The sequence below is a fragment of the Streptomyces sp. NPDC058646 genome, assembly GCF_042716875.1.
GTDB lineage: Bacteria > Actinomycetota > Actinomycetes > Streptomycetales > Streptomycetaceae > Streptomyces.
In genome coordinates this window covers 146165-168204 of sequence record NZ_JBHXRK010000007.1, presented here as the reverse complement: position 1 = coordinate 168204, position 22040 = coordinate 146165, and the positions used below count along the sequence as shown (strand labels likewise).

General features: G+C 69.2%; 22 protein-coding genes and 1 riboswitch. Of the genes, 11 read left to right on the top strand and 11 right to left on the bottom strand.

Annotated elements, in window-relative coordinates:
* Positions 1-7: 7 nt before the first annotated feature.
* Positions 8-895 (bottom strand): GNAT family N-acetyltransferase, encoded by an 888-nt coding sequence (locus ACFWUZ_RS11285; RefSeq protein WP_384370687.1) that lies wholly within the window; start codon positions 893-895, stop codon positions 8-10.
* A gap of 174 nt (positions 896-1069) precedes the next feature.
* Here ACFWUZ_RS11285 and ACFWUZ_RS11280 point away from each other — a divergent pair, with 174 nt between their 5' ends.
* Both ACFWUZ_RS11280 and ACFWUZ_RS11275 read left to right on the top strand, forming a co-directional pair.
* Positions 1070-1720 carry an HAD family hydrolase gene (locus ACFWUZ_RS11280; RefSeq protein WP_384370685.1) on the top strand — a complete coding sequence of 217 codons (651 nt, stop codon included), beginning with the start codon at positions 1070-1072 and terminating at the stop codon, positions 1718-1720.
* A 121-nt stretch (positions 1721-1841) separates the two neighbouring features.
* Entirely contained in the window at positions 1842-3050 is a 1209-nt protein-coding gene (locus ACFWUZ_RS11275) for a globin domain-containing protein (RefSeq protein ID WP_384370683.1), read from the top strand.
* Between the two features lie 64 nt (positions 3051-3114).
* On the opposite strand, the gene ACFWUZ_RS11270 is transcribed toward ACFWUZ_RS11275, so the two are convergent.
* From ACFWUZ_RS11270 to ACFWUZ_RS11250, 5 genes are all read right to left on the bottom strand, one after another.
* Positions 3115-3594, bottom strand: coding sequence for an NUDIX domain-containing protein (locus ACFWUZ_RS11270; RefSeq protein WP_384370681.1), 480 nt, complete (start codon positions 3592-3594; stop codon positions 3115-3117).
* Between the two features lie 61 nt (positions 3595-3655).
* Positions 3656-4561, bottom strand: coding sequence for a LysR family transcriptional regulator (locus tag ACFWUZ_RS11265; RefSeq protein ID WP_384370679.1), 906 nt, complete (start codon positions 4559-4561; stop codon positions 3656-3658).
* 177 nt (positions 4562-4738) lie between these two features.
* Positions 4739-5911 (bottom strand): cystathionine gamma-lyase, encoded by a 1173-nt coding sequence (locus ACFWUZ_RS11260; RefSeq protein ID WP_384370677.1) that lies wholly within the window; start codon positions 5909-5911, stop codon positions 4739-4741.
* On the bottom strand, positions 5908-6399 hold the full coding sequence (locus ACFWUZ_RS11255) for a low molecular weight protein-tyrosine-phosphatase (protein ID WP_384370675.1): 492 nt from the start codon (positions 6397-6399) through the stop codon (positions 5908-5910). The genes ACFWUZ_RS11260 and ACFWUZ_RS11255 overlap by 4 nt, the downstream gene beginning before the upstream one ends.
* A gap of 11 nt (positions 6400-6410) precedes the next feature.
* A complete protein-coding gene (locus ACFWUZ_RS11250) occupies positions 6411-6791 on the bottom strand; it encodes a phage holin family protein (protein WP_384370673.1) in 381 nt (126 codons plus the stop codon).
* A gap of 89 nt (positions 6792-6880) precedes the next feature.
* Between ACFWUZ_RS11250 and ACFWUZ_RS11245 the strand changes: the two genes are divergently transcribed.
* The 4 genes from ACFWUZ_RS11245 (at position 6881) to ACFWUZ_RS11230 (ending at position 9146) form a co-directional block, all read left to right on the top strand.
* Positions 6881-7198: a cupin domain-containing protein gene (locus ACFWUZ_RS11245; RefSeq protein ID WP_384370672.1), complete on the top strand. Its 318-nt coding sequence runs from the start codon at positions 6881-6883 to the stop codon at positions 7196-7198.
* A gap of 143 nt (positions 7199-7341) precedes the next feature.
* Positions 7342-7569, top strand: coding sequence for a DUF5326 family protein (locus tag ACFWUZ_RS11240; RefSeq protein WP_384370670.1), 228 nt, complete (start codon positions 7342-7344; stop codon positions 7567-7569).
* Positions 7570-7862: 293 nt separating this feature from the next.
* The gene (locus ACFWUZ_RS11235; protein WP_384370858.1) at positions 7863-8600 is read left to right on the top strand and encodes an IclR family transcriptional regulator; all 738 of its coding nucleotides are present in this window, start codon (positions 7863-7865) and stop codon (positions 8598-8600) included.
* A 96-nt stretch (positions 8601-8696) separates the two neighbouring features.
* Positions 8697-9146: an SsgA family sporulation/cell division regulator gene (locus ACFWUZ_RS11230; protein ID WP_384370668.1), complete on the top strand. Its 450-nt coding sequence runs from the start codon at positions 8697-8699 to the stop codon at positions 9144-9146.
* Positions 9147-9192: 46 nt separating this feature from the next.
* Here ACFWUZ_RS11230 and ACFWUZ_RS11225 read toward each other — a convergent pair whose 3' ends face one another.
* Complete coding sequence (locus ACFWUZ_RS11225) at positions 9193-10611, bottom strand: YibE/F family protein (protein ID WP_384370666.1); 1419 nt, start codon at positions 10609-10611, stop codon at positions 9193-9195.
* A gap of 39 nt (positions 10612-10650) precedes the next feature.
* Positions 10651-10795, top strand: a riboswitch (TPP riboswitch).
* On the opposite strand from ACFWUZ_RS11225, the gene thiC reads away from it, so the two are divergent.
* Positions 10790-12577, top strand: a complete 1788-nt coding sequence (gene thiC, locus ACFWUZ_RS11220) for a phosphomethylpyrimidine synthase ThiC (protein ID WP_384370664.1) — start codon at positions 10790-10792, stop codon at positions 12575-12577. Its footprint overlaps the riboswitch before it by 6 nt.
* Positions 12578-12759: 182 nt before the next feature.
* Positions 12760-13824 (top strand): aldo/keto reductase, encoded by a 1065-nt coding sequence (locus ACFWUZ_RS11215; RefSeq protein WP_384370662.1) that lies wholly within the window; start codon positions 12760-12762, stop codon positions 13822-13824.
* A 121-nt stretch (positions 13825-13945) separates the two neighbouring features.
* Here the strand turns inward: ACFWUZ_RS11215 and ACFWUZ_RS11210 are convergent, their stop codons facing one another.
* The 3 genes from ACFWUZ_RS11210 to ACFWUZ_RS11200 form a co-directional block, all read right to left on the bottom strand.
* Positions 13946-14758, bottom strand: coding sequence for a hypothetical protein (locus tag ACFWUZ_RS11210; protein ID WP_384370660.1), 813 nt, complete (start codon positions 14756-14758; stop codon positions 13946-13948).
* Between the two features lie 158 nt (positions 14759-14916).
* A complete protein-coding gene (locus ACFWUZ_RS11205; RefSeq protein WP_384370658.1) occupies positions 14917-16128 on the bottom strand; it encodes a metallophosphoesterase in 1212 nt (403 codons plus the stop codon).
* A gap of 230 nt (positions 16129-16358) precedes the next feature.
* Entirely contained in the window at positions 16359-17474 is a 1116-nt protein-coding gene (locus tag ACFWUZ_RS11200; RefSeq protein WP_384370656.1) for a LacI family DNA-binding transcriptional regulator, read from the bottom strand.
* 361 nt (positions 17475-17835) lie between these two features.
* On the opposite strand from ACFWUZ_RS11200, the gene hisC reads away from it, so the two are divergent.
* Positions 17836-18915, top strand: a complete 1080-nt coding sequence (gene hisC / locus ACFWUZ_RS11195; RefSeq protein WP_384370654.1) for a histidinol-phosphate transaminase — start codon at positions 17836-17838, stop codon at positions 18913-18915.
* Positions 18916-18938: 23 nt separating this feature from the next.
* On the opposite strand, the gene ACFWUZ_RS11190 is transcribed toward hisC, so the two are convergent.
* On the bottom strand, positions 18939-19307 hold the full coding sequence (locus ACFWUZ_RS11190; RefSeq protein WP_384370652.1) for a cyclophilin-like fold protein: 369 nt from the start codon (positions 19305-19307) through the stop codon (positions 18939-18941).
* A 188-nt stretch (positions 19308-19495) separates the two neighbouring features.
* Here ACFWUZ_RS11190 and ACFWUZ_RS11185 point away from each other — a divergent pair, with 188 nt between their 5' ends.
* Positions 19496-21001 (top strand): cytochrome ubiquinol oxidase subunit I, encoded by a 1506-nt coding sequence (locus tag ACFWUZ_RS11185; RefSeq protein ID WP_384370650.1) that lies wholly within the window; start codon positions 19496-19498, stop codon positions 20999-21001.
* A gap of 17 nt (positions 21002-21018) precedes the next feature.
* A complete protein-coding gene (gene cydB / locus ACFWUZ_RS11180; RefSeq protein ID WP_384370648.1) occupies positions 21019-22020 on the top strand; it encodes a cytochrome d ubiquinol oxidase subunit II in 1002 nt (333 codons plus the stop codon).
* Positions 22021-22040 lie beyond the last annotated feature (20 nt).

Genomic DNA, 22040 nt, shown 5'->3' with positions numbered 1-22040 from the left:
GCCTTTCTCAGCCCGCGGCCACGGTGAGCGGGGCCCACCGCCGGGTCCAGTCTCCGGGCAGGTCCGGGATGTCGCGGGTCATGACGGAATTGAAGGCCACGGAGCCGAGGCCCCGGTCCTTGAGCCAGGTGATGAGCTCTTCGTGGCGGACGTCGACATCGGTGCGCAGCGGCCGGTCGGTGCCGACGGCGAGGGCGGTGACGAGTGCCTGGGCACCGGCGGTGTCGCGGGCGATCAGCGGGCCGACGACATGGGTCTCCATGTTCGGCCAGAGGGCGGCATAGCCGGTGAGATCGCCCTCGGCGTCCTCGGTGACGAGCAGCCGGTCCGAGAAGGCAGGGAGTCGCGTGAGCATGTGGGTCCGATCGGTACCGAACACCTCGGTGTCGAGGCGGACGATCCGCGGGAGGTCCTCGGCGGTGGCCGGCCGGACGGTGCCGGAGACGGTGCCGGAGGCAGCGGGACCGGGGCGGAAGTTTCCCTTGAGCATCTCGGCGCCACCGGCGGTGGTGAAACCGAGCTGCTCGTAGAGGGGGCGCCCGTAAGGGGTGGCGTGCAGGGTGAGCGGAATGCCCTTGAGGACGTGGTCGCAGATGTGGGTCATCAGGTGGCGGCCCAGGCCCTGACGGGCGTAGCGCCCGGCCACGAGGACCATCCCGATGGCGGCGAGTTCCGGTCCGGCGGGCGTCAGGCCGTACTGGGTGACGACACAGGCTGCGGCGAGTCCCTGTCCGTCAGGGGCATCGACGCCGTAGCCGCTCCCCCCGGACAGGAGCAGGCCCCATTTGTGTTCCTCGCGGTGCCAACCGCGGTCCTCCGCGAGGTCGGCGCACCGGCGGAGGTCTTCCGTGGTCAGTCGACGGATGGGCAGCGCAGTGAGATGTGGTGGTGTCACCGGATCAGACTGGATCACGAACTGGAGGGCGTCCAGGGGATTTGGGGGGTGGATGTTTCACGTGAAACCAACCGCGGCGGGACCGAGGCGGGCAGCTGTTTCACGTGAAACCGGCGGATGTTTCACGTGAAACATGCCGTGCTTCGGCAGACTGACGGACTAGCCTCGACGCTTATGACCCGCCTGCACCTCTTCGACCTCGACGGGACGCTGATGTACGGCTCAGCGGCGCCGGTCGAGATCTCCCGCCAGCTCGGCCTGAGCGCGGAGATCGCCGAACTGGAACGAGCCTTCAGTGCTCGGGAGATCGGACCGCACCAGTTCTCGGTGGCCGCGCACGCGCTGTGGGCGGAGCTGACACCGGCACACGTCAGGGCGGCGTTCGACGGATCCCCGTGGCTGACGGGAATCCGCGAGGTCTGGCAGGAGATCAGGGAGCGCGGGGAGTACTGCGCGGTGATCTCGTTGTCGCCGTCGTTCTTCGTGGAGCTGCTGCTCGAGTGGGGCGCCCACGCCGCGCACGGCTCGGTCTTCCCCGCAGTCCCGTTCACCCGCCCCGTGGAGGAGGCGGGGATCCTCACCCCCGCGGCCAAGGTCACGGTGGCCGATCGGCTGTGCGCGCGGTACGGGGTGAGCCGCAGCGACTGCGTCGCCTACGGGGATTCGGCGACGGACGTGGTGCTCTTCGAAGCGGTCCCGGTCTCTGTGGCGGTCAACGCCCGGCCCGTTCTGACGGAGCGCGCCACGCATGTCTACCAGGGTCGGGATCTGCGCGAGGCCTACCAGCTCGCGGGGGTGGCACGCCCGAGAATTGGGGCATCTTAAGAGGAAAGTGGGCTCGAAACGCCGATTTCCCGCGTTTCGCCACAGAGCCCTGGACCGGCTGGCACGCTGTGAAGCCCGGAACCACGGATTCTGAGGCCGTGGCGCGTGCAGACCGACCGAGATGCTCGAAGCGAGGCACCGCATGGACGCTCCCCCCAACAGATCGGCCAGACGGGGAACGGCCCGGATACCCGCCGAGGGCGGTGTGGCCGAGCCCTCCCCGGACGCCGTGCTCATCCGCCGGACCCTCGCGGAGATCGCACCCGTCGCCGACAAGGTGACCTCGTACTTCTACGCCCTGGTGTTCATGCGACACCCGGAGCTGCGGGGCTTGTTCCCCGCCGCGATGGACGCGCAGCGCGACCGGCTGCTGAAGGCGCTTCTGACCGCGGCCGACCACATCGACGATCCGGCCGTACTCACCCCCTACCTGCGCCGGCTGGGCACCGGTCACCGGAAGTACGGCACCCAGCCGGGTCATTATCCGGCGGTGGGCGAGGCCCTGATCGGCGCGCTGGCGCGATACGCGGAGGGCACCTGGGGTCCGGAGGCGGAGGCCGCCTGGGTACGGGCGTACACCGCGATCTCACAGATCATGATCGACGCCGCGGCCGAGGACGAGGTGAAGGCCCCGGCGTGGTGGCACGCGGAGGTGGTCTCCCACGATCTGCGCACGCCCGACATCGCCGTTCTGACGGTCCGTCCCGACCAGCCCTACGCCTTCCTGGCGGGTCAGTACACGACCCTGGAGACGCCGTGGTGGCCCCGGGTGTGGCGGCACTACTCCTTCGCATCGGCGCCCCGAGCCGACGGTCTGCTGTCCTTCCACGTCAAGGCCGTCCCCGCAGGATGGGTCTCCAATGCGCTGGTGCGCCACGCCCGGCCGGGGGACGTGCTGCGCCTCGGACCGCCGGCCGGCTCGATGGTGGTGGACCACACCACGGACAACGGGATGCTGTGCCTGGGGGGCGGCACCGGCATCGCCCCGATCAAGGCACTGATCGAGGACGTGGCGGAGCACGGGGAGCGGCGGCCGGTGGAGGTGTTCTTCGGGGCACGCCGGGACGACGACCTCTACGACAAGGACACGCTGCTGGGGCTCCAGCGCTCGCACCCGTGGCTGTCGGTGCGTCCGGTGGTCGGTGACTGGCTGTCCGGGCAGCTGCCCCAGGCCGTCGGGGAGCACGGCCCGTGGAGTACGTACGACGCCTTCATCTCGGGCCCGGCTGCGATGATCCGCAGCGGAGTGGACGAACTCAAGCGGATCGGGATCCCCGGTGACCGCATCCGGTACGACGCCGTGGAAGAGCTGGCGGGCGTCGCGGGCTGAGACCGCCGGTCCCCCGCCGGTCCCAGTCGCGTCTGGTCGTCGCAGGTACGCGGCGCTCGGGCGGTCAGCCCAGATCGGAGGCGTGCATGGCGCGCACGCCCTCGATGTTGCCGTCGAGGTAGTGCCGCAGGGACAGCGGGACGAGGTGCACGGCGGCGATTCCGACCCGGCTGAAGGGCACGCGGACGATCTCGTACTCGCCCTCGGGGTGGTCGATCTCGGGGCCGTGCCGTTGGCTGGGGTCCATCGATTCGAGGTGACAGACGAAGAAGTGCTGCACCTTCACGCCGGTCACTCCCCCGTCGGCGATGTGCTCGACGGTGTCGACGAAGCAGGGCACCACATCGGTGATCTTCGCGCCGAGTTCTTCGTGGACCTCCCGGTGGAGGGCGTCGACGACGGTGGCGTCCGAGGACTCCACTCCGCCTCCGGGGGTGAGCCAGTAGGGATCGACGCCGGGCTTGGTGCGTTTGATGAGGATCAGGTCGTCACCGTCGAGCAGGATCGCGCGGGCGGTGCGTTTGACCACGGGACGTTCGGTCATGGGAGAAGAGTGGCCCACGGCTCCCCTTCTGAAACGCGCCACGGCCTGGAAAGAGTGGGGCTCACCAGTGCGCGGCGGCTCGCAGCAGCCGGTCGTGGGCCCGGGCGAGGTGCGCGAGAGCGAGGCTGCCGGTCCGGACCACGAGGAACCACGTGCGCAACGGGGGGACCGGGGGCTCCAGTAGGGCGACGATCCGGCCGCTGTCGAGGGCGGACCTGCACAGGTAGCGGGGCAGCACGGCGATTCCGGCGCCGGCCCGGACGCATTCCAGTACGGCCCTCAGGTCGGGTACGACCACGGTGGCGGCGGCGGGCCTGGTGTCGGGCCGGGTGTCGAACACCGCGGCCCAGTACCGGATGACGAGCGGCAGGGTCTCGTGGACCTCGACGAGCGGGATGCCGTCGAGGGCGGACGGCCCCTTGTCCCGCAGTCGGTCCGGGTCGACGAGGGCGGCCCAGTACGGGGCGGCGACCAGCACGTGCTCCTCGTCGCAGAGGGTGGCGGCGGTGAAGAGCCCGCCGCGGGGGCGGGCGGTGGTGACCACGAGGTCGTAGTGGCCCGAGGCCAGCCCGTCGAGGGCCTCCTCGGCGCCGGCCTGCAGGGAGGTCCGCAGGGTGTGCCCCTCCCCGACGAGGGGCGCGAGCGCGGGGAGGACGCGCAGGCAGAGGAACTCGGGGGGCCCGGCGACGCGCAGGGTGCGTAACGCACCGGCGTTCTCCCGTTCGGCTTCGGTGATCCGCAGCAGCGCGTCCAGGTGCGGGGCGGCCTTGTGGGCGAGCTCGTCGCCGACTGCGGTGGGCGTGACGCCGCGGGCCCGGCGGTGGAAGAGGGGGCGTCCCAGCTGACGTTCGAGGGTGCGGATCTGGGACGTGACGGCGGGCTGGGAGAGCCCGAGGAGCGTGGCCGCCCGGGTGAACGAGCCGGCCCGGTGCACGGCGACGAAGGTGCGCAGCAGAGCCAGGTCCATAGCGGCACCTCTCGGTGGGGGCCTTCAACTATAAATATGCCGATAGGCCCCTGTCTTTACCGTGATTGGACTCTGACACAGGGTCAACTAGCCTTGTGGACGTGGTTCTTCGCGCGCGGAACCCGGGGCGGTCCGAGCCATGAGGGGGGAGGTTCGGACCGCCCTTCCGTGGTCCCGTCAGCCCTTGCCACCTGCGGAGTCGAGGGCCCTCAGGACGTCGGAGACGAGGTCCTCGGTGTCCTCGGCACCTGCGGAGAACCGGATGAATCCCTCCGCCACGGCGTCGCCGCCCCATCGTCCGCGCCGCTCCGCGGTGGACCGGACGCCACCGAAACTCGTGGCGTCCTCGACGAGGCGGAGGGCGGCCATGAACCGTTCCGCGTGCGCACGGTCGGCGAGGGTGAAGGAGACCACCGATCCGAAGCCCCGCATCTGACGGGCCGCCGTCTTGTGGGACGGGTCCGCCGGCAGGCCGGGGTAGCGCAGGCCGGTCACGTCCGTGCGGTCGGCGAGGGCTTCTGCGACGGCCAGGGCGTTGGTCCACTGGCGCTGGGCACGGAGCTGGATGGTCGCCAGCGAACGGTGGGCGAGCCAAACCTCCATCGGGCCGGGGATCGCCCCGACGACCTTGCGCCACTGCCGGACCCTGGCGGCGAGCTCTGGGCTACGGCAGACGACGTATCCCAGCAGCAGGTCGCCGTGGCCCGTCAGGCCCTTGGTGCCGCTGGCGACGGAGAAGTCCGCGCCGAGTTCCAGGGGCCGCTGCCCGAGCGGGGTGGCGAGGGTGTTGTCCACGGCGACCAGCGTCCCGCCCGCGCGTGCGGCCTCCACGAGGCGGCGTACGTCGCACACGTCGAGCCCCGGGTTGGAGGGCGTTTCGATCCACAGCAGCCGGGCGCCTCCGAGGACCGCGAGCTGGGCGTCGTCGCCGGTCGGAGCGGTGCGCACCCGGATCCCGTAGGCCTCCAGCTGCTCGCGCACCAGCGGCAGTGCCTGGTACCCGTCGTCGGGCAGGACGACGGTGTCACCGGTGCGCGCCTGGGAGAGGAGGACGGCAGAGACGGCGGCCATGCCGGAGGCGAAGACGATCGTCTGCACCTCCTGGCCGGGGGCCTCCAGTTCGCCGATGGCCCGCTCCAGCAGGGTCCAGGTGGGGTTGGTGTCGCGGCCGTAGGTGTACGGGCCTTCGACGTCGCCGGGGAGGTGGAAGTGGGCGGCGAAGACCGGCCCGGGCAGGGGCGGCTCGTTCTTGACGGGTTCGGGCAGCCCGGCGCGTACGGCCCGGGTGCCGTCGCCGAGCGGCTCCGCCTCGGCCGCCGGGCCGGTGGCTGCGTTGTCCAAGTCGTTCACGCGGTGTGCTCCTTCATGGCCTCGCGTACGGCGTCCAGCAGGCCGGGACTTGCGGCCTCGACCAGTTCCAGGCACTCCTCGAACCCGTCGAGCGACCCGTAGTAGGGATCCGGTACGTCGGCCGACGCGTGGTCGGCGGCAGGGTCGTAGGACCGCAGCAGGCGGACCTTGGCGGCGTCTTCAGGGGTGGGTGCGAGCGCCCGCAGGTCCCGCAGGTGCCCGGCGTCGAGTGCTATGACGAGGTCGAGGCGGGCGAACCAGGAGGGCCGGAACTGCCGGGCCCGGTGGTCCTGGGCGTAGCCGGCGCCCTCCAGTACGGAGACGGTGCGCGGGTCGGCTCCGTCCCCCTCGTGCCAGCCACCGGTGCCGGCGCTGTCCACCTCGACCTGGCCGTCCAGCCCGGCTTCGGAGACGTGGGCGCGGAAGACGGACTCGGCCATCGGCGAGCGGCATATGTTGCCGGTGCAGACGAAGCACACGCGGTACATGGGCGACCCGTTCAGTTCTTGTCGGGCAGGGCCAGGTTCACGGCCCAGGAGACGAGAGAGATGATCAAACCGCCGAGGACCGCGGTCCAGAAGCCGTCGACGTGGAAGCTGAGGTCGAACTGCTCGGCCAGCCAGGAAGTCAGGAGCAGCATCAGGGCGTTCACGACGAGGGTGAACAGGCCGAGCGTGAGGACGAAGAGCGGCAGCGAGAGCAGCTTCACCACGGGCTTGACGAGGAAGTTGACCAGGCCGAAGACCAGTGCGACCAGAATCAGGGTGAGCGTACGGCTGCCGAGGCTGCTGCCGTCGTCGAGGGTGATGCCGGAGAGCAGCCAGATGGCAACGGCGAGGGCCGCGGCGTTGGCGAACGTCTTGACTACGAAATTCGTCATGTGTCTGATCGTGGCAGAGAAGATCCCGGTGGGACATCAGCAGATCAGCGGATGCCGCACCACGACCGAGCACAAGGGGCACAACGACGATGAAGGCCTTCCGGCTGGACGAACTCGAAGCGGAGCGGGTCGCCAACGACGGCGCGTATCTGCAGTTCGTCCGCGAGCGGAACATGTCAGTCGGGCTGTACGCGCTCGACGCCGGACAGACCGATCCGCAGCAGCCGCACCGTCAGGACGAGGTCTACTTCGTCGTGAGCGGGCGGGCTGCGATCACGGTCGGGGAGGAGACCACGACGGTGGCACGCGGCAGCGTGGTCTACGTCCCGGCCGGGGTTCCGCACAAGTTCCACCACATCGCCGAGGACTTGAGGGTCATGGTGGTCTTCTCCCCGCCGGAGGGGTGAGGGGCGCCGCCTGCTGAGGGTCTTTCCCCTGATCCCCCTAAGGGTCGGATCAGGGGACTCCGGGGGCTCGCGGCGCCCCGTTCGATGCGGTGGGCTCCTAGCATCGGGAGCAGGAAGTCACTGACGAGGAAGAGGTTGAGGACATGGACGGCATCCGACAGGTTTTCGCGGGCATGCCCTGGTGGGTCAAGTGGGTCGCCGTCCCGCTGCTGGCGCTGTTCGTCTTCGGCGGTGTGATCACCAGCATCCTCGGCGCCCTCGTCTCGCTCGTGTTCAAGCTGCTCCTCTTCGTCGGCCTCGTCGGTGGTCTGATCTTCGTCGTCAAGAAGTTCAGCGGCAGCTCCTCGAAGGCCTCGTCCCGCGAGTGGTAGGACGCCCGCACCCCGGAGCCGGCGGCGATTGAGCCAGGTGAGGGAACGTGGCACCCGAAACGGCCTATACCCCGGGAACCGGCAGATAGAGTGGCAATCTGTGCCGGTCCCCTGGGCACCGGATGTCGGTGAGACCGCACTGACCTGCGGTCATGTAAGAGCAACAGCCGAGCACGACCCCCAGGAGCCGCGGCATACGCGGGGGCGGCCCCCGCAGGGCGGGCCACTCCGAGGCCTGCCGCCACGCCTGGGGGTGAGCTTTGTCTCCGGTTCACAACGCCGGTGTGCCGACACTGATCGGTTCGGTGCAGCGGGCGCTGAGGCTGCTCGAAGCGGTCGGCTCCCACAGCGAGGGAGCCCCGGCGAAACAACTGGCGCGCGAAGCCGGGCTCCCGCTCCCCACCGCCTACCACCTGCTGCGCACGCTGACGCACGAGGGATATCTGCGCCGGGAGAGCGGTGTCTTCGTACTGGGCGACGCGGCCGGGCGCCTCGCCGGTGCGGGACTCCAGCAGAAACGTCGCAGCATGATCCTCGACTCCCTCGCGCACTTCCGCGACGCGGTCGGGGCCCCCGTCTACTTCGCGGTCTACCGCGAGGGTGAGATCGAGGTCGTGGGCGTCTCGGACACCCCCGGCAGCCCGGCCTGCCAGGAGTGGGCCGACTTCCGTCAGACCGGCCATGCGCACGCCATCGGACAGTGCCTGCTCGGCCAGCTCGACGAGGAGACCCGGAAGGACCACTACGACCGCTACCCCGTCCAGGCAGTCACCCCGTACACCGTTGCGGACCTGCGGTCCCTGGAGGAGCGGATCGGCTCCCTCGGCCGGATGCAGCCGGTTACGGAGCGTCAGGAGTACTCCTTGGGGACGGTCTGCGCCGCCATCCCGATCACCGCCGGCGATACCGCCGCAACTATGGCGATTTCTCTCCCCTTGCACCAAGAGAACAGATTGCACTCCGTAGTGGAGCGACTGCGGAGTGAAGTAGGCGCGCTGTTGAGTACCCTTTCGTTCTCTATCAGTATCTGAAAACTCACTCCTTGTGATCTCCGAGCGCTTCCACCACTCTTGTCAAGAAGGCTTCGGGGACCATTCCTGGCCACTTCCACTACAGCGGGGTAGGCAATGCGCGAGTCGGTACAGGCAGAGGTCATGATGAGCTTCCTCGTTTCCGAGGAGCTCTCGTTCCGGATTCCGGTGGAACTCCGGTACGACGCCCGTGATCCCTACGCGGTGCGCCTGACCTTCCACCTCCCCGGAGATGCCCCCGTGACGTGGGCGTTCGGGCGGGAACTCCTCCTCGACGGCATCAACAAGCCGTGCGGGGACGGGGACGTGCACATCGCCCCCACGCACCCGGAGGAGCTGTCCGACATCCACATCCGGCTCCAGGTCGGTGGTGACCGGGCCTTGTTCCGGGCGGGTGCGGCTCCGCTCGTCGCGTTCCTCGACCGCACCGACCGAATCGTTCCGCTCGGACAGGAGCGCACCCTGGGTGACTTCGAGGAGAACCTCGACGAGGCGCTCGGCAAGATCCTCGCGGAGTCCCGTCAGAACGAGCAGAACGCCGGCTGAGCGGTACCGGTCGAAGGGGACCCGTCCCCGACCCGCACCGCCTCCTTCAGCGCTTGCGCCGCCGGCCCCGGCCCCGGCTGCCCCGCCCCGCCCCCGACGCCGGGGCGGCGCCCGGCGCGCCGGGCCGGTCGGCGGAGACCACCAGCGCGGCGAGCGCCGTGGTCACGGGGACCGATGCGACGAGTCCGATCGAGCCCACGAGCGTCCGTACGATCTCCTCCGCGACCAGCTCGCTGTTGGCGACCGAACCCATGCTGCTGTTCGCGATCGAGAACAGCAGGAGGAGGGGCAGGGCGGCTCCCGCGTAGGCGAGGACCAGGGTGTTGACCACCGATGCGATGTGGTCCCGGCCGATGCGGATGGCAGCGCGGTACAGGGCTCGTGGACCCATCGACGGGTCGGCGTGGTGAAGTTCCCAGACCGCCGAGGTCTGGGTCACCGTCACGTCGTCGAGTACGCCCAGCGATCCGATGATCACACCTGCGAGCAGCAAACCACTCATGTCGATGTTCGGGTAGAGACCGTGGATCAATCCCGTGTTGTCGTCGGTGTTGCCGCTGAGGAACGCCCAGTCGATGAACAGCGAACCGAGCAGGCCGATCAGCAGCAGTGAGACGAGCGTGCCGAGAACGGCCACCGAGGTTCTGGCGGTCAGTCCGTGGCACATGTACAGCGCGATCAGCATGATCGCGCTGGCCCCCACGACCGCCACGACCAGCGGGTTCGACCCCTGCAGGATGGCAGGGAGGATGAAGAGGGTCAGCACTCCGAAACTGATGACGAGCGCGATGAGCGCGAACAGCCCGCGCAGCCGCCCGACGAGGACGACGGAGACGGCGAAGATGGCCGCCAGCAAGGTCATCGGGAGTTTGCGGTTCACGTCGATCACGGAGTACTGGAGATCGCGGGGTGCATCCGGCGCGAAGGCGACCACCACCTCCTGGCCGTCCTCCAACTGCCGTGGTGCGCCCGGCTGGACGATTTCGACGAAGGTGCGGCCCTTGTCCGGACCCGAGCCGACCTCGACGGTGGCCTTCTTGCACTCGGTCGTCTGCGCGGCCTGGGCCTCCCGGCCCGGGGAGGCGGACGTGTCTCCGGCGGGGGGTGCCTGCGCGGCGTTCACCGACTTGCAGTCGACCTCCTCGAGCGAGACGACCTTTCCCTGCTGGGTCTGGCGGTCGAAGCCGACGCCGGAGCGCTCGTGGGCGGGGGCGCCGCCCGGCCAGAGCACCACCATGCCGATGAAGACGGCGGTGGCGAAGGGGATCAGTACGGCCGCGATGACCTTGCGCAGGTGCTTCGAGACGGGCGCCGCCGGGCCGTGGCTGTGGCCGTGCGAAGGGCCGCCAGCGTGTCCGTGACCGGAGTGCGCGTGGTTCGTGTAGCCAGTGGGTTCGTTGGGCTCGGTGGGGGGCTGCGGCGAGGACGTCACTGGCAGATCATCGCAAGAGATGAGGGGGCCCACTGTTCAGCACGCCACAGATGACGCTAGCGTGGGGGCACCTTTGCACAACGCGGGAGCTCGGAGCACCGGGCTGAGAGGGCGCTGATCACCGTACGCGATCACAGATGCGTACGGGAAGAGGCTGCGTCGACCGCCGAACCTGTTACCGGGTAATGCCGGCGTAGGGAGATCAGGTCTCATGACCATTCAGGACGCACGCACGCCTGCCGTCAGCCAGGACACCGACGGTCGGACCGAGCGCCAGCCGGGCTGGCACAAGGGATACCTGGCGGGCTCCCGCCCCGACCTCCGGGTGCCGGTCCGTCAGGTCCACCTCACCAACGGCAAGGACGTGACGCTCTACGACACGTCCGGGCCGTACACCGACCCGCAGATCGAGACGGACGTGCGCCGGGGCCTCGCTCCGCTGCGCGAAAACTGGATCATCGCCCGGGGCGACACCGAGGAGTACGCGGGCCGCCCCGGGCGCCCCGAGGACGACGGCATCAAGCACACCTCGCCGCGCGGGGGGCTCAAGAACCTCGACGCTGTCTTCCCGGGCCGCCCCCGGCAGCCCCGCCGGGGCCGTGGAGGCACCGCTGTCACGCAGCTCGCGTACGCCCGCCGGGGCGAGATCACCCCGGAGATGGAGTACGTCGCGATCCGCGAGAACGTCTCCCCCGAGATCGTCCGCGAGGAGATCGCCGCAGGCCGGGCGGTACTTCCGGCGAACGTGAACCACCCGGAGATCGAGCCGATGATCATCGGTAAGCGTTTCCTGGTGAAGGTCAACGCCAACATCGGGAACTCCGCGGTCACCTCCTCCATCGAGGAGGAGGTCGACAAGATGACCTGGGCCACCAAGTGGGGCGCCGACACGGTCATGGACCTCTCGACGGGCCGCAACATCCACACCACCCGCGAGTGGGTGCTGCGCAACTCTCCCGTCCCGATCGGCACCGTGCCGCTTTACCAGGCGCTGGAGAAGGTCGACGGCCGTGCCGAGGACCTGACCTGGGAGATCTACAAGGACACGGTCATCGAGCAGGCCGAGCAGGGCGTCGACTACATGACGGTCCACGCCGGCGTGCTGCTGCCCTACGTGCCCCTGACCGCCCGCCGCAAGACCGGCATCGTCTCGCGCGGTGGTTCGATCATGGCCGCGTGGTGCCTGGCGCACCACAAGGAGAACTTCCTCTACACGAACTTCGAGGAGCTCTGCGACATCCTCGCGACGTACGACGTCACGTACTCGCTGGGCGACGGCCTGCGCCCCGGCTCCATCGCGGACGCCAACGACGCGGCACAGTTCGCGGAGCTGAAGACGCTGGGCGAGCTGAACACCATCGCCAAGCGGCACAACGTCCAGACGATGATCGAGGGCCCGGGTCACGTCCCGATGCACAAGATCAAGGAGAACATCGACCTTCAGCAGGAGATCTGCGAGGAGGCGCCGTTCTACACCCTGGGCCCGCTGACCACGGACGTCGCGCCCGCGTACGACCACATCACCTCGGGCATCGGCGCTGCGATGATCGCCTGGTGGGGCACCGCGATGCTCTGCTACGTGACGCCCAAGGAGCACCTGGGCCTGCCCAACCGCGATGATGTGAAGACCGGCGTCATCACGTACAAGATCGCCGCGCACGCCGCCGACCTGGCCAAGGGGCACCCCGGAGCCCAGGAATGGGACGACGCCCTGTCGGACGCCCGGTTCGAGTTCCGCTGGGAGGACCAGTTCAACCTGGCTCTCGACCCGGACACGGCCCGTGAGTTCCACGACGAGACGCTGCCCGCGGAGCCGGCCAAGACCGCGCACTTCTGCTCCATGTGCGGTCCGAAGTTCTGCTCGATGAAGATCTCGCAGGACATCCGCCGCGAGCACGGCGGTGACCTCAAGGCCGAGGAGATCCAGGCGGGCATGGCGGAGAAGTCCGCCGAGTTCGCGGCCTCCGGTAGCCGGGTCTACCTGCCGCTGGCCGACTGACACCGGCCACGGATGCTGTCCTGGGGGCTGGAGGGGGCTCCCAGGCCAGCGTTCCGGGCTGTGCGCGTGCCTGCGCCGGTCCGTCGCCGGCCCTGGGGCCGGCCCCCGTCAGGGGCCGGGAGCGGCCGCTGACGGGCCATGTACTGGAGTGAACTCCAAGATCTACAGCCGGCCCCATCATCATGCGATACCGCATACTCGGCGGGACCGGCATCGAGGTGAGTGCGCACTGCCTCGGGACGATGATGTTCGGAGCCATGGGCAACCCGGACCACGAGGAGTGCGCGCGGATCATCCACGCCGCTCTCGATCAGGGCATCAACTTCGTGGACACCGCCGACATCTACTCCCGTGGGGAGTCCGAGGAGATCGTCGGGAAGGCCCTCAAGGGGCGGCGGGACGGGGTCGTCCTCGCCACCAAGGTGCACTTCCACATGGGCGAGGGGGAGCCGGGCCAGGGCCGCAACCGCAGCGGGAACTCGCGGCGGTGGATCACCCGGGCCGTCGAAGAGAGCCTGCGGAGGCTCGGCACCGAATGGATCGACCTCTACCAGGTGCACCGGCCGGACCACGCCACGGACATCGAGGAGACGCTCTCCGCCCTCGGTGATCTGGTGCGGTCGGGCAAGATCCGGGTCTTCGGCTGTTCGACCTTCCCTGCCGAAGAGATCGTCGAGGCGCACCACGTGTCCGAGCGGCGGGCGCTGCCCCGCTTCCGCACCGAACAGCCCCCGTACTCGATCCTCGCGCGAGGGATCGAGACCGACGTGCTGCCCGTGGCCCAGTGGTACGGCATGGGGGTGATGACCTGGAGCCCCCTCGCGTCCGGGTTCCTCAGCGGCACGTACCGCCTCGGCGGGCCCGTGGACATGACCCGGGGCCGGGCGGCGCTGACGCCTGCCCGCTTCGACCCCTCGATCCCGGGCAACGTGGCGAAGCTCGAAGCCGTGGAGCAGCTCGTCGAGCTGGCCGACTCCCTCGGCTGCACCCTGCCGGAGCTGGCCGTCGCCTTTCCGGTGGCGCACCCCGCCGTCACCTCGGTGATCATCGGGCCGCGGACCATGCACCAGCTGGAATCGCTGATCAAGGGTGCCGGACTGGTCCTGGACGACGCGACCCTCGACCGGATCGACCAGATCGTCGCGCCGGGACGCAATCTCTACCATCCGGACGGGGTCTGGCAGCCGCCCGCTCTCGCCGATGCTGCACGGCGGCGGCGGCCGCTGGCGGACCGTGCGGCCCGCTAGAGGCGGGTCGGCGGCCTGGGAGCCGGTGTTTCACGTGAAACCGCGGAGCGTGTTTCACGTGAAACAACCTCGGCTGCGCGCTGCGTGGTAGCGGGGAAGGCCGGCTCCCGGGACACGGCCCTCACTCGGGTTCGCGATCAGGACCGCCGAAGTCCGGGCTCGTGAAGTCCGGCGGGGAGTAGCCGGGCCGGTGCCCCTGCGAAGAGGTCCCCGGACTGGTGAAGTCGGGTCGTGAGTACCCCAGGTCGGGGATGCGCCCGGCCCCCGGCGTACGCGGTGTCGGATACCCCGGGCCGGCGCTCGGGTCGGCCAGGGCCTCCCTCAGGAACGGCATGATGCCCCGTTCGAGCAGGGCGTGCCGCCAGGCCTCCCGGGCACGGGCGACCTCGTCGGGTACCGCCTCCGTCTCGTCGGCCGCCACCTCGGTCGAGCTGTTGCGTATGGCCGTCACCAGCAGCCCGATCGCTGCGAAGAGCAGGGAGGCCGCGGTGAGTGCACCGAACAGCCAACCGGTCGTCAGCATGGTCTCGGCGAAAGCGGGTTCGGGCTCCACCATCTTCAGGAGGTAGCCCACCAGCAGGAAGATCAGCATGGCGGTCCCCGCCAGGACCGGCGCGAGGACCGCGACGACGGCGCTGACACCCGCTCCGCCGTCCTGCTCGCCGTCCTCGTGTCCCGCCGTCCCCGGCGTGGACAGGATCTCGTCGCGCCGCTCTTCGCGGATCTTCACGTAGTGGTCGTACTCGGCGGCGGCCGCGGCCGTCACCAGCGCACTGGCCCCCAGGGCCATCGTGCGCAGTTGTTCGGCGTTCAGCCGTTCGCCGAGGGTGGCGAGCTCGGGCCGTTCGGGTGCGGTGCGCAGCGCCTCGTCGAGGAGCCGATCGAACTCGGGCCGGTCTTCGGTCAGCAGGTGCGGAGCGCTGGTCATGTGCATCCCCCGATGCTCCGTACAAGCCGGTATGCCCGCGTAGACCCGGGCGCCGGCACAAACGGAGGAGAGCCTGCTACGGATAGAGCGATGGTAGAGCGCACACGCCGCAGGGTGACAGGGGCTTTCAGGAAATAGCCCCGCGTGAGAACGGTGAGTAATCCTCAGTCGTTCAGCGGAAGTTGCACCACCAGTAGTTTGCCCGCCATCGTCACACCGCCGTCCATGGCGATGGCGAGCCCCTCCGCGTACACGTGGGGGCCGTCCACCACCTCCGGGCCGCGGGTCTCCTCGCCGTCCTCGGCACCCACTTCGCCGAGCAGGTAGGGGATGGGGCTGTGCCCGTGGACGACGCGGCTGCCGCCGTAGGTGCCGAGCAGTTCGCGCACGGCCTGCGGGCCGGTGCCCTCGTCGCGGAAGGCGAACCGCTTCGTGAACTTGCGGAAGAGGTCCCAGGTGATGTCGGCGTCGTTGCGGTTGAGCAGCTCGTGGATGGTGTCGTTGACGTCCTCGATGGAATCGCCGTAATCGAGGTACGCCGTCGTGTCGGAGTGCAGCAGCAGGTGGTCCTCTTCCAGGACGGCCGCGTCCAGGCGGGACATCCACTGGAGGTGTACGTCCTGGAGGCGCTCCATGTCGGTGCGCTGCCCGCCGTTGAGGAGCCATGCGGCCTGGAAGGTCGCGGTACCGGCGCCGGAGGCCACCGGGGTGTCGCCGAACCGTTTGGCGCCGATCAGCAGCAGCTCGTGGTTGCCCATGAGGGCCTTGCAGTAGCCGCCGGCGGCGGCGGCTTCGGCGGACAGCCGCATGACGAGGTCGATGACGCCGATCCCGTCGGGGCCGCGGTCGGTGAAGTCGCCGAGGAACCAGAGCCGGGCATTGCCGGCGGACCAGCGCCGGTCGGCGTCGATCAGGCCCTGCGCGTGCAGTTCGGCGACCAGCTCGTCGAGGTAGCCGTGGACGTCGCCGACGACGTAGAGCGGGCCGGGGCCGCCCGTCTCCGCCTCCTGGGGGACGTAGTGGACCTGGACGGTGTCCCCGGGGCCGCCGAGTGCGCCGCGGCCGATGACGGGCAGGTCGCGCTGGGTCGGGGTGTAGCCCTCGGGGTCGCTGTCCTCGGGGTCCTGGCTCGCCGCACGCACCGGTTCCGTGACGGGCTGCTGCGCCGGGGGCGCGGTCGCCTCCGGCGCGTAGCGGGGCTGCGGGGGTACGGGTCGCGCGCCCTCGTCGTAGTACGCCGGGTACTCGCCGTACACGGGCGCCTCGCCGGGAAGCCCGGTGGATACGGCGTACGGGGCGGGTCCGCTGACCGGAACCCGGAAGTCCCGCAGCGTCTCCGTCCGCATCGCGGGTCCCTGACCGGCCCCCTGAGTCATCGACCCCTCCACCACCGTCGCGCTGCCGTACACCTGCGGACCCTCCTGACCTCCGAAGCGGAGGGTCCGTGATGTCGTGCGCCCATCATAGGAATGCGGTTCGCGCTCTGTGACGCACCAGGGGTGGTGAATCCTTTGCGGAGCCGATCCTTCCTGCTGTTTTCTCCCGATATCGGTGTTGCAGAAATCTTGAGTGGGACCTTTGGTCGGGCTGGTGGGCGGTGTGGTGGTCAGTCCTTGGCCGGCGAGCGGGGCGGGCTGACGGTCGTACGGGGCTGCCTGCGCTGTGAGGAGGTGCGGATGATCAGCTCGGTCGGGACGACCTGTTCGACGGGGCGGCCGGTGTCCACTCCCTCGATGGCATCGATCAGCAGCTGGACGACGGCGGTGCCGATGCGGCGGGGCTTGAGCGAAAGGGTGGTGATGGGCGGTTCGGTGTTGGCGTAGACGGTGGACTCGCTGCAGCAGACGAGCAGCAGGTCCTCGGGGACGCGCAGGCCATAGCGTCGCGCGGCGGCGAGCAGGTCGGTGCCGTTGGGGTCGAAGAGGCCGTAGACGGCGTCCGGACGGTCGGGGCGGGCGAGCAGCCGGTCGGCCGCGACGGCGCCCGCGCACGGGTCGTGGGCGGGGTAGGACTCGTAGACGGGGTCCTGGCCGACCCGCTCGCACCAGTTCAGGTACGCGGTGGTGGAGAGGCGGGTGTAGGTGTCGGTGGTGGTGCCGGTCAGCAGCCCGATCCTGCGGGCGCCGGCGGCGGCGAGGTGGTCGAGCAGGCCCAGTACGGCGGCTTCGTGGTCGTTGTCCACCCAGGCGGTGACCGGCAGGGAGCCTGCCGGGCGGCCGTCCGAGACCACGGGCAGGCCCTGACGGACCAGTTCCGTGACGACGGGATCGTGGTCGGAGGGGTCGATGACGACGGTGCCGTCGAGGGCGACGTTGGACCACACGTCGTGTCGGGAGGTGGCGGGGAGGATGACGAGGGCGTAGCCGCGGGCGAGGGCGGCGGAGGTGGCGGCCCTGGCCATCTCGGCGAAGTAGGCGAATTCGGTGAAGGTGAAAGGTTCATCCCCGTACGTCGTCACGGTCAGGCCGATGAGACCCGACTTGCCGGTACGGAGGGTGCGGGCCGCGGCGGACGGGCGGTAGCCCAGCCGGTCGGCGACCTCGCGGACGTGGCGGCGGGTGGCGTCAGGCAGCCGCCCCTTGCCATTGAGCGCGTCGGAGACGGTTGTGATGGAGACGCCTGCCGCGGCGGCGACGTCCCTGATGCCTGCCCGGCCCTGTCGGCCGGCTGCCCGCCGGGTGGTGTCGGTCCGGCTCACCTGATGTTTCCCTGCTGCTGTCATGGCGAGCCGATAGTAGGGCTCGGTGGGGTGGGTGGTCCGGGTGCATATGCACGCGTTGACAGGCAGGTTTCTGCATGGTTCGCCACCCCCAATGACCTTGGAAATGAAGGTATTTGATCTCCCGAGGTGATGGTGGCCCTTGTCGGCGGGTACGAGCATGCCAAAACGGTGAGGTCTCGGAGTGGTCTCAACTCACCTGCACGAGGGATGCGCGCCACGGCGCAGGCCACCGGCGCGCGCATATATGCGCGCGCTCCCCCGCATTCCAGGCGCCCCCATTCTCGGGAGGCCGGAATCCTCATAAGGTGAGCAGTATTGAGTCGACGGCGACGTCGTACGGGACGGTCGAGGAGGACCTGCGGTGAGCGAGAAGAGCCCGAAGCTGCGCGCCGAGCTGGACGGCATTCCGACATACAAGCCCGGCAAGCCCGCTGCCGCGGGCGGACCCGTTGCCTACAAGCTGTCCTCGAACGAGAACCCGTACCCGCCGCTGACCGGGGTGCTGGAGACGGCAGTCGCGGCGGCCGGCAACTTCAACCGGTACCCGGACATGGCCTGCACCGGCCTGGTGAACGAGCTGGCCGAGCGGTTCGGGGTGCCCGTCGAGCACATCGCCACCGGCACCGGCTCGGTGGGCGTGGCCCAGTCGCTGATCCAGTCGACGGCCGGCCCGGGCGACGAGGTCATCTACGCCTGGCGCTCCTTCGAGGCGTACCCGATCATCACGCAGATCTCGGGTGCGACCGCCGTGCAGGTCCCGCTGACGGAGGGGGACGTGCACGACCTGGACGCGATGGCCGAGGCCATCACCGAGCGGACCCGGCTGATCTTCGTCTGCAACCCCAACAACCCCACGGGCACCGCCGTCCGCCGCGCCGAGCTGGAGCGGTTCCTGGACCGGGTGCCGTCCGACATCCTGGTGGTGCTGGACGAGGCGTACCGCGAGTTCGTGCGTGACGCGGACGTGCCGGACGGCATCGAGCTGTACCGCGGCCGGCCGAACGTGGCCGTGCTGCGCACGTTCTCCAAGGCGTACGGGCTGGCCGGCCTGCGGGTCGGCTTCGCGGTGGCGCACGAGCCGGTGGCCGCGGCGCTGCGCAAGACAGCGGTGCCGTTCGGCGTCAGTCAGCTCGCCCAGGACGCGGCGGTCGCCTCGCTGCGCGCCGAGGACGAGCTGATGGGGCGGGTCGGTGCGCTGGTGTGCGAGCGCAACCGTGTCCACGAGACGCTGCTCGCGCAGGGGTGGACGGTCCCGGACACGCAGGCGAACTTCGTGTGGATGCGGCTGGGGGAGCGGACGGCCGACTTCGCGGCGGCCTGCGAGAAGGCCGGTGTGGTGGTCCGGCCCTTCGCGGGTGAGGGCCTGCGGGTCACGATCGGTGAGTCCGAGGCGAACGACTTGTTCCTGCACACGGCCGAGGCGTTCTTCAAGGAGCTGTAGGGCGGTCTGCCAGGTCCGTGGGCTCAGGCCAGTTCCACGCGGATCGGGTCGCCGTCGCGGACGGTGGACAGCAGGCGGGGGTCGCCGTCGAACGAGCCGAGCACGTTGCACGGGCTCGCCAGGCGGCTCTCGCCCCCACGCGAGAGGGGCGTCGGGCCGTACGGGAGTGCGAGGGCGTCGCCCTCGGTCCAGAAGACGACCGTGCCGGGCTCGACGACCTGCCGGGCGTCGTGTTCGAGGGCCACGGAGACGCCGGTGTCGAAGTAGACCTCGTCACCCCAGGTGTTGGCCGAGGCGGAGATCGGCAGGGCCTCGGCCAGCGCCTTGCTGGTCGGGGTCTCGCCGAGGGTCGCGGTGAGCTGACCCGCAGGCCAGGAGATTCGTATCTGCATGGGTCACATTCAACAATTTGTTGAATGTGTTGGCTAGGGGGACCCCGCCTGAGAGGGCTGGAAGCTGATACGACATAATGCTTGTGAATGTGAACGCGTTCACAAGCGTGTCCTGCTTGCCCCGTTATGAGCGGGACACACCAGACATGCTGCCGCTGTCACCACGGCGACCCGAAGGAGACGAGGACGTGGACCTAGCTTTGGCGCCGGAGACGCTGGCGCGATGGCAGTTCGGTATAACCACCGTCTATCACTTCCTGTTCGTCCCGCTGACGATCTCCCTCGCCGCTCTCACGGCCGGGCTGCAGACCGCATGGGTGCGTACCGAGAAGGAGAAGTACCTCAGGGCCACGAAGTTCTGGGGAAAGCTTTTCTTGATCAATATCGCGATGGGTGTCGTCACGGGCATCGTCCAGGAGTTCCAGTTCGGCATGAACTGGTCCGACTACTCGCGATTCGTCGGGGACGTCTTCGGGGCCCCTCTGGCCTTCGAGGCGCTGATCGCCTTCTTCTTCGAGTCGACCTTCATCGGCCTCTGGATCTTCGGCTGGGACAAGCTGCCCAAGAAGATCCACCTGGCCTGCATCTGGATGGTGTCCGTCGGCACCGTCCTGTCGGCCTACTTCATCCTCGCGGCCAACTCCTGGATGCAGCACCCGGTCGGCTACCGCATCAACGAGGAGCGCGGCCGGGCCGAGCTCACCGACTTCTGGCTCGTGCTGACCCAGAACACGGCGCTCACCCAGTTCTTCCACACGATCACGGCGGCCTTCCTCGTCGGAGGCGCCTTCATGGTCGGCATCGCCGCCTTCCACCTGGCGCGCAAAAAGCACGTCCCGGTCATGAGGACCTCGCTCCGGCTCGGTCTGATCGTCATGGTCATCGCCGGTCTGGGTACGGCCGTCAGCGGTGACCTGCTCGGCAAGGTGATGTACAAGCAGCAGCCCATGAAGATGGCCGCGGCCGAGGCGCTGTGGGACGGCGAGGCGCCGGCTCCCTTCTCGGTCTTCGCGTACGGCGATGTCGACAAGGGCCACAACAAGGTCGCGATCGAGATCCCCGGTCTGCTGTCCTTCCTGGCCAACGACGACTTCACCTCCTTCGTGCCGGGCATCAACGACGTCAACGCGGCCCAGCAGGAGAAGTACGGTCCCGGCGACTACCGGCCCAACATCGCCGTCGCCTACTGGGGCTTCCGCTGGATGATCGGCTTCGGTATGGCCTCACTGGGCGTCGGAGCGGTGGGGCTGTGGCTGACCCGCAGGAAGTTCCTGCTGCCGCCCGGTCTGCGGACCGGGGAGGACGAGGTCCCGCACCTGGTCCTCTTCCGGAGCGAGCTCGGCCCCAAGCTCACCAAGTGGTACTGGATGCTCGCGCTCTGGACCATGGGCTTCCCGCTGATCGCCAGCTCCTGGGGCTGGATCTTCACCGAGATGGGACGTCAGCCGTGGGTGGTCTACGGCGTCCTGCGGACCCGTGACGCCGTCTCGCCCCACGTCTCCCAGGGTGAGGTCCTCACGTCGATGATCGGCTTCACGCTGCTCTACGCCGTACTGGCGGTCATCGAGGTCAAGCTGCTCGTGAAGTACGTCAAGGGCGGCCCGCCCGAGCTCACCGAGGCCGACCTCAACCCGCCCACCAAGATCGGCGGGGACGACAAGAACTCCGACCGGCCGATGGCCTTCTCGTACTGAGGCTGGGGGACCACACCATGCAACTCCACGACGTCTGGTTCGTGCTCATCGCCGTCCTGTGGATCGGCTACTTCTTCCTGGAGGGCTTCGACTTCGGAGTCGGCGTACTGACCAAGCTGCTCGCCCGCGACCGCAAGGAGAAGCGGGTCCTGATCAACACGATCGGGCCCGTGTGGGACGGCAACGAGGTCTGGCTGCTTTCGGCCGGCGGCGCCACCTTCGCCGCTTTCCCCGACTGGTACGCCACCCTCTTCTCCGGCTTCTACCTTCCCCTGCTGCTCATCCTGATCTGCCTGATCATCCGAGGCGTGGCCTTCGAATACCGGCACAAGCGTCCCGAGGACCGCTGGCAGACCAACTGGGAACACGCGATCTTCTGGACCTCGCTGATCCCCGCCTTCCTGTGGGGTGTGGCCTTCGCCAACATCGTGCGCGGCGTGAAGATCGATCAGGACATGGAGTACGTCGGCAACCTGCTCGACCTGCTCAACGTCTACTCGATCCTCGGGGGCCTGGTCACCCTCACCCTGTTCACCTTCCACGGTGCGGTCTTCGCCTCGCTCAAGACCGTCGGGGACATCCGGGACCGGGCGCGCACCCTGGCCACCCGGCTGGGTGCGGTCGCCGCCGTGCTCGCACTCGCCTTCCTGATCTGGACCCAGGTCTCGCGCGGCGACGGCAAGAGCCTGATGGCGATGGCCGTCGCCGCGGTGGCCCTGGTCGCCGCCCTCGGCTTCAATCTGGCGGGCCGTGAGGGCTGGTCCTTCGCACTGTCCGGGGTCACCATCGCGGCGGCCGTCGCGATGCTCTTCCTGACGCTCTTCCCGAACGTCATGCCCTCCTCGCTCGACGAGGCCTGGAACCTCACGGTCACCAACGCCTCGTCCAGCCCGTACACCCTGAAGATCATGACCTGGTGCGCAGGGGTGGCCACGCCGCTCGTCCTGCTCTACCAGGGGTGGACGTACTGGGTGTTCCGCAAGCGGATCGGTACGCAGCACATCGTCGACGTGCACTGAGTTCGTCCGATCACTGACCT

Excerpts from the sequence above, each read along its gene's own strand:
- ACFWUZ_RS11205 (WP_384370658.1), bottom strand. The coding sequence starts at position 16,128 with ATGACTCAGGGGGCCGGTCAGGGACCCGCGATGCGGACGGAGACGCTG.
- ACFWUZ_RS11245 (WP_384370672.1), top strand. The coding sequence starts at position 6,881 with ATGAAGGCCTTCCGGCTGGACGAACTCGAAGCGGAGCGGGTCGCCAAC.
- ACFWUZ_RS11270 (WP_384370681.1), bottom strand. The coding sequence starts at position 3,594 with ATGACCGAACGTCCCGTGGTCAAACGCACCGCCCGCGCGATCCTGCTC.
- ACFWUZ_RS11200 (WP_384370656.1), bottom strand. The coding sequence starts at position 17,474 with ATGACAGCAGCAGGGAAACATCAGGTGAGCCGGACCGACACCACCCGG.
- ACFWUZ_RS11240 (WP_384370670.1), top strand. The coding sequence starts at position 7,342 with ATGGACGGCATCCGACAGGTTTTCGCGGGCATGCCCTGGTGGGTCAAG.
- ACFWUZ_RS11250 (WP_384370673.1), bottom strand. The coding sequence starts at position 6,791 with ATGACGAATTTCGTAGTCAAGACGTTCGCCAACGCCGCGGCCCTCGCC.
- cydB (WP_384370648.1), top strand. The coding sequence starts at position 21,019 with ATGCAACTCCACGACGTCTGGTTCGTGCTCATCGCCGTCCTGTGGATC.
- ACFWUZ_RS11230 (WP_384370668.1), top strand. The coding sequence starts at position 8,697 with ATGCGCGAGTCGGTACAGGCAGAGGTCATGATGAGCTTCCTCGTTTCC.
- ACFWUZ_RS11255 (WP_384370675.1), bottom strand. The coding sequence starts at position 6,399 with ATGTACCGCGTGTGCTTCGTCTGCACCGGCAACATATGCCGCTCGCCG.
- ACFWUZ_RS11215 (WP_384370662.1), top strand. The coding sequence starts at position 12,760 with ATGCGATACCGCATACTCGGCGGGACCGGCATCGAGGTGAGTGCGCAC.
- ACFWUZ_RS11210 (WP_384370660.1), bottom strand. The coding sequence starts at position 14,758 with ATGCACATGACCAGCGCTCCGCACCTGCTGACCGAAGACCGGCCCGAG.
- ACFWUZ_RS11275 (WP_384370683.1), top strand. The coding sequence starts at position 1,842 with ATGCTCGAAGCGAGGCACCGCATGGACGCTCCCCCCAACAGATCGGCC.
- ACFWUZ_RS11280 (WP_384370685.1), top strand. The coding sequence starts at position 1,070 with ATGACCCGCCTGCACCTCTTCGACCTCGACGGGACGCTGATGTACGGC.
- ACFWUZ_RS11190 (WP_384370652.1), bottom strand. The coding sequence starts at position 19,307 with ATGCAGATACGAATCTCCTGGCCTGCGGGTCAGCTCACCGCGACCCTC.
- ACFWUZ_RS11265 (WP_384370679.1), bottom strand. The coding sequence starts at position 4,561 with ATGGACCTGGCTCTGCTGCGCACCTTCGTCGCCGTGCACCGGGCCGGC.
- thiC (WP_384370664.1), top strand. The coding sequence starts at position 10,790 with ATGACCATTCAGGACGCACGCACGCCTGCCGTCAGCCAGGACACCGAC.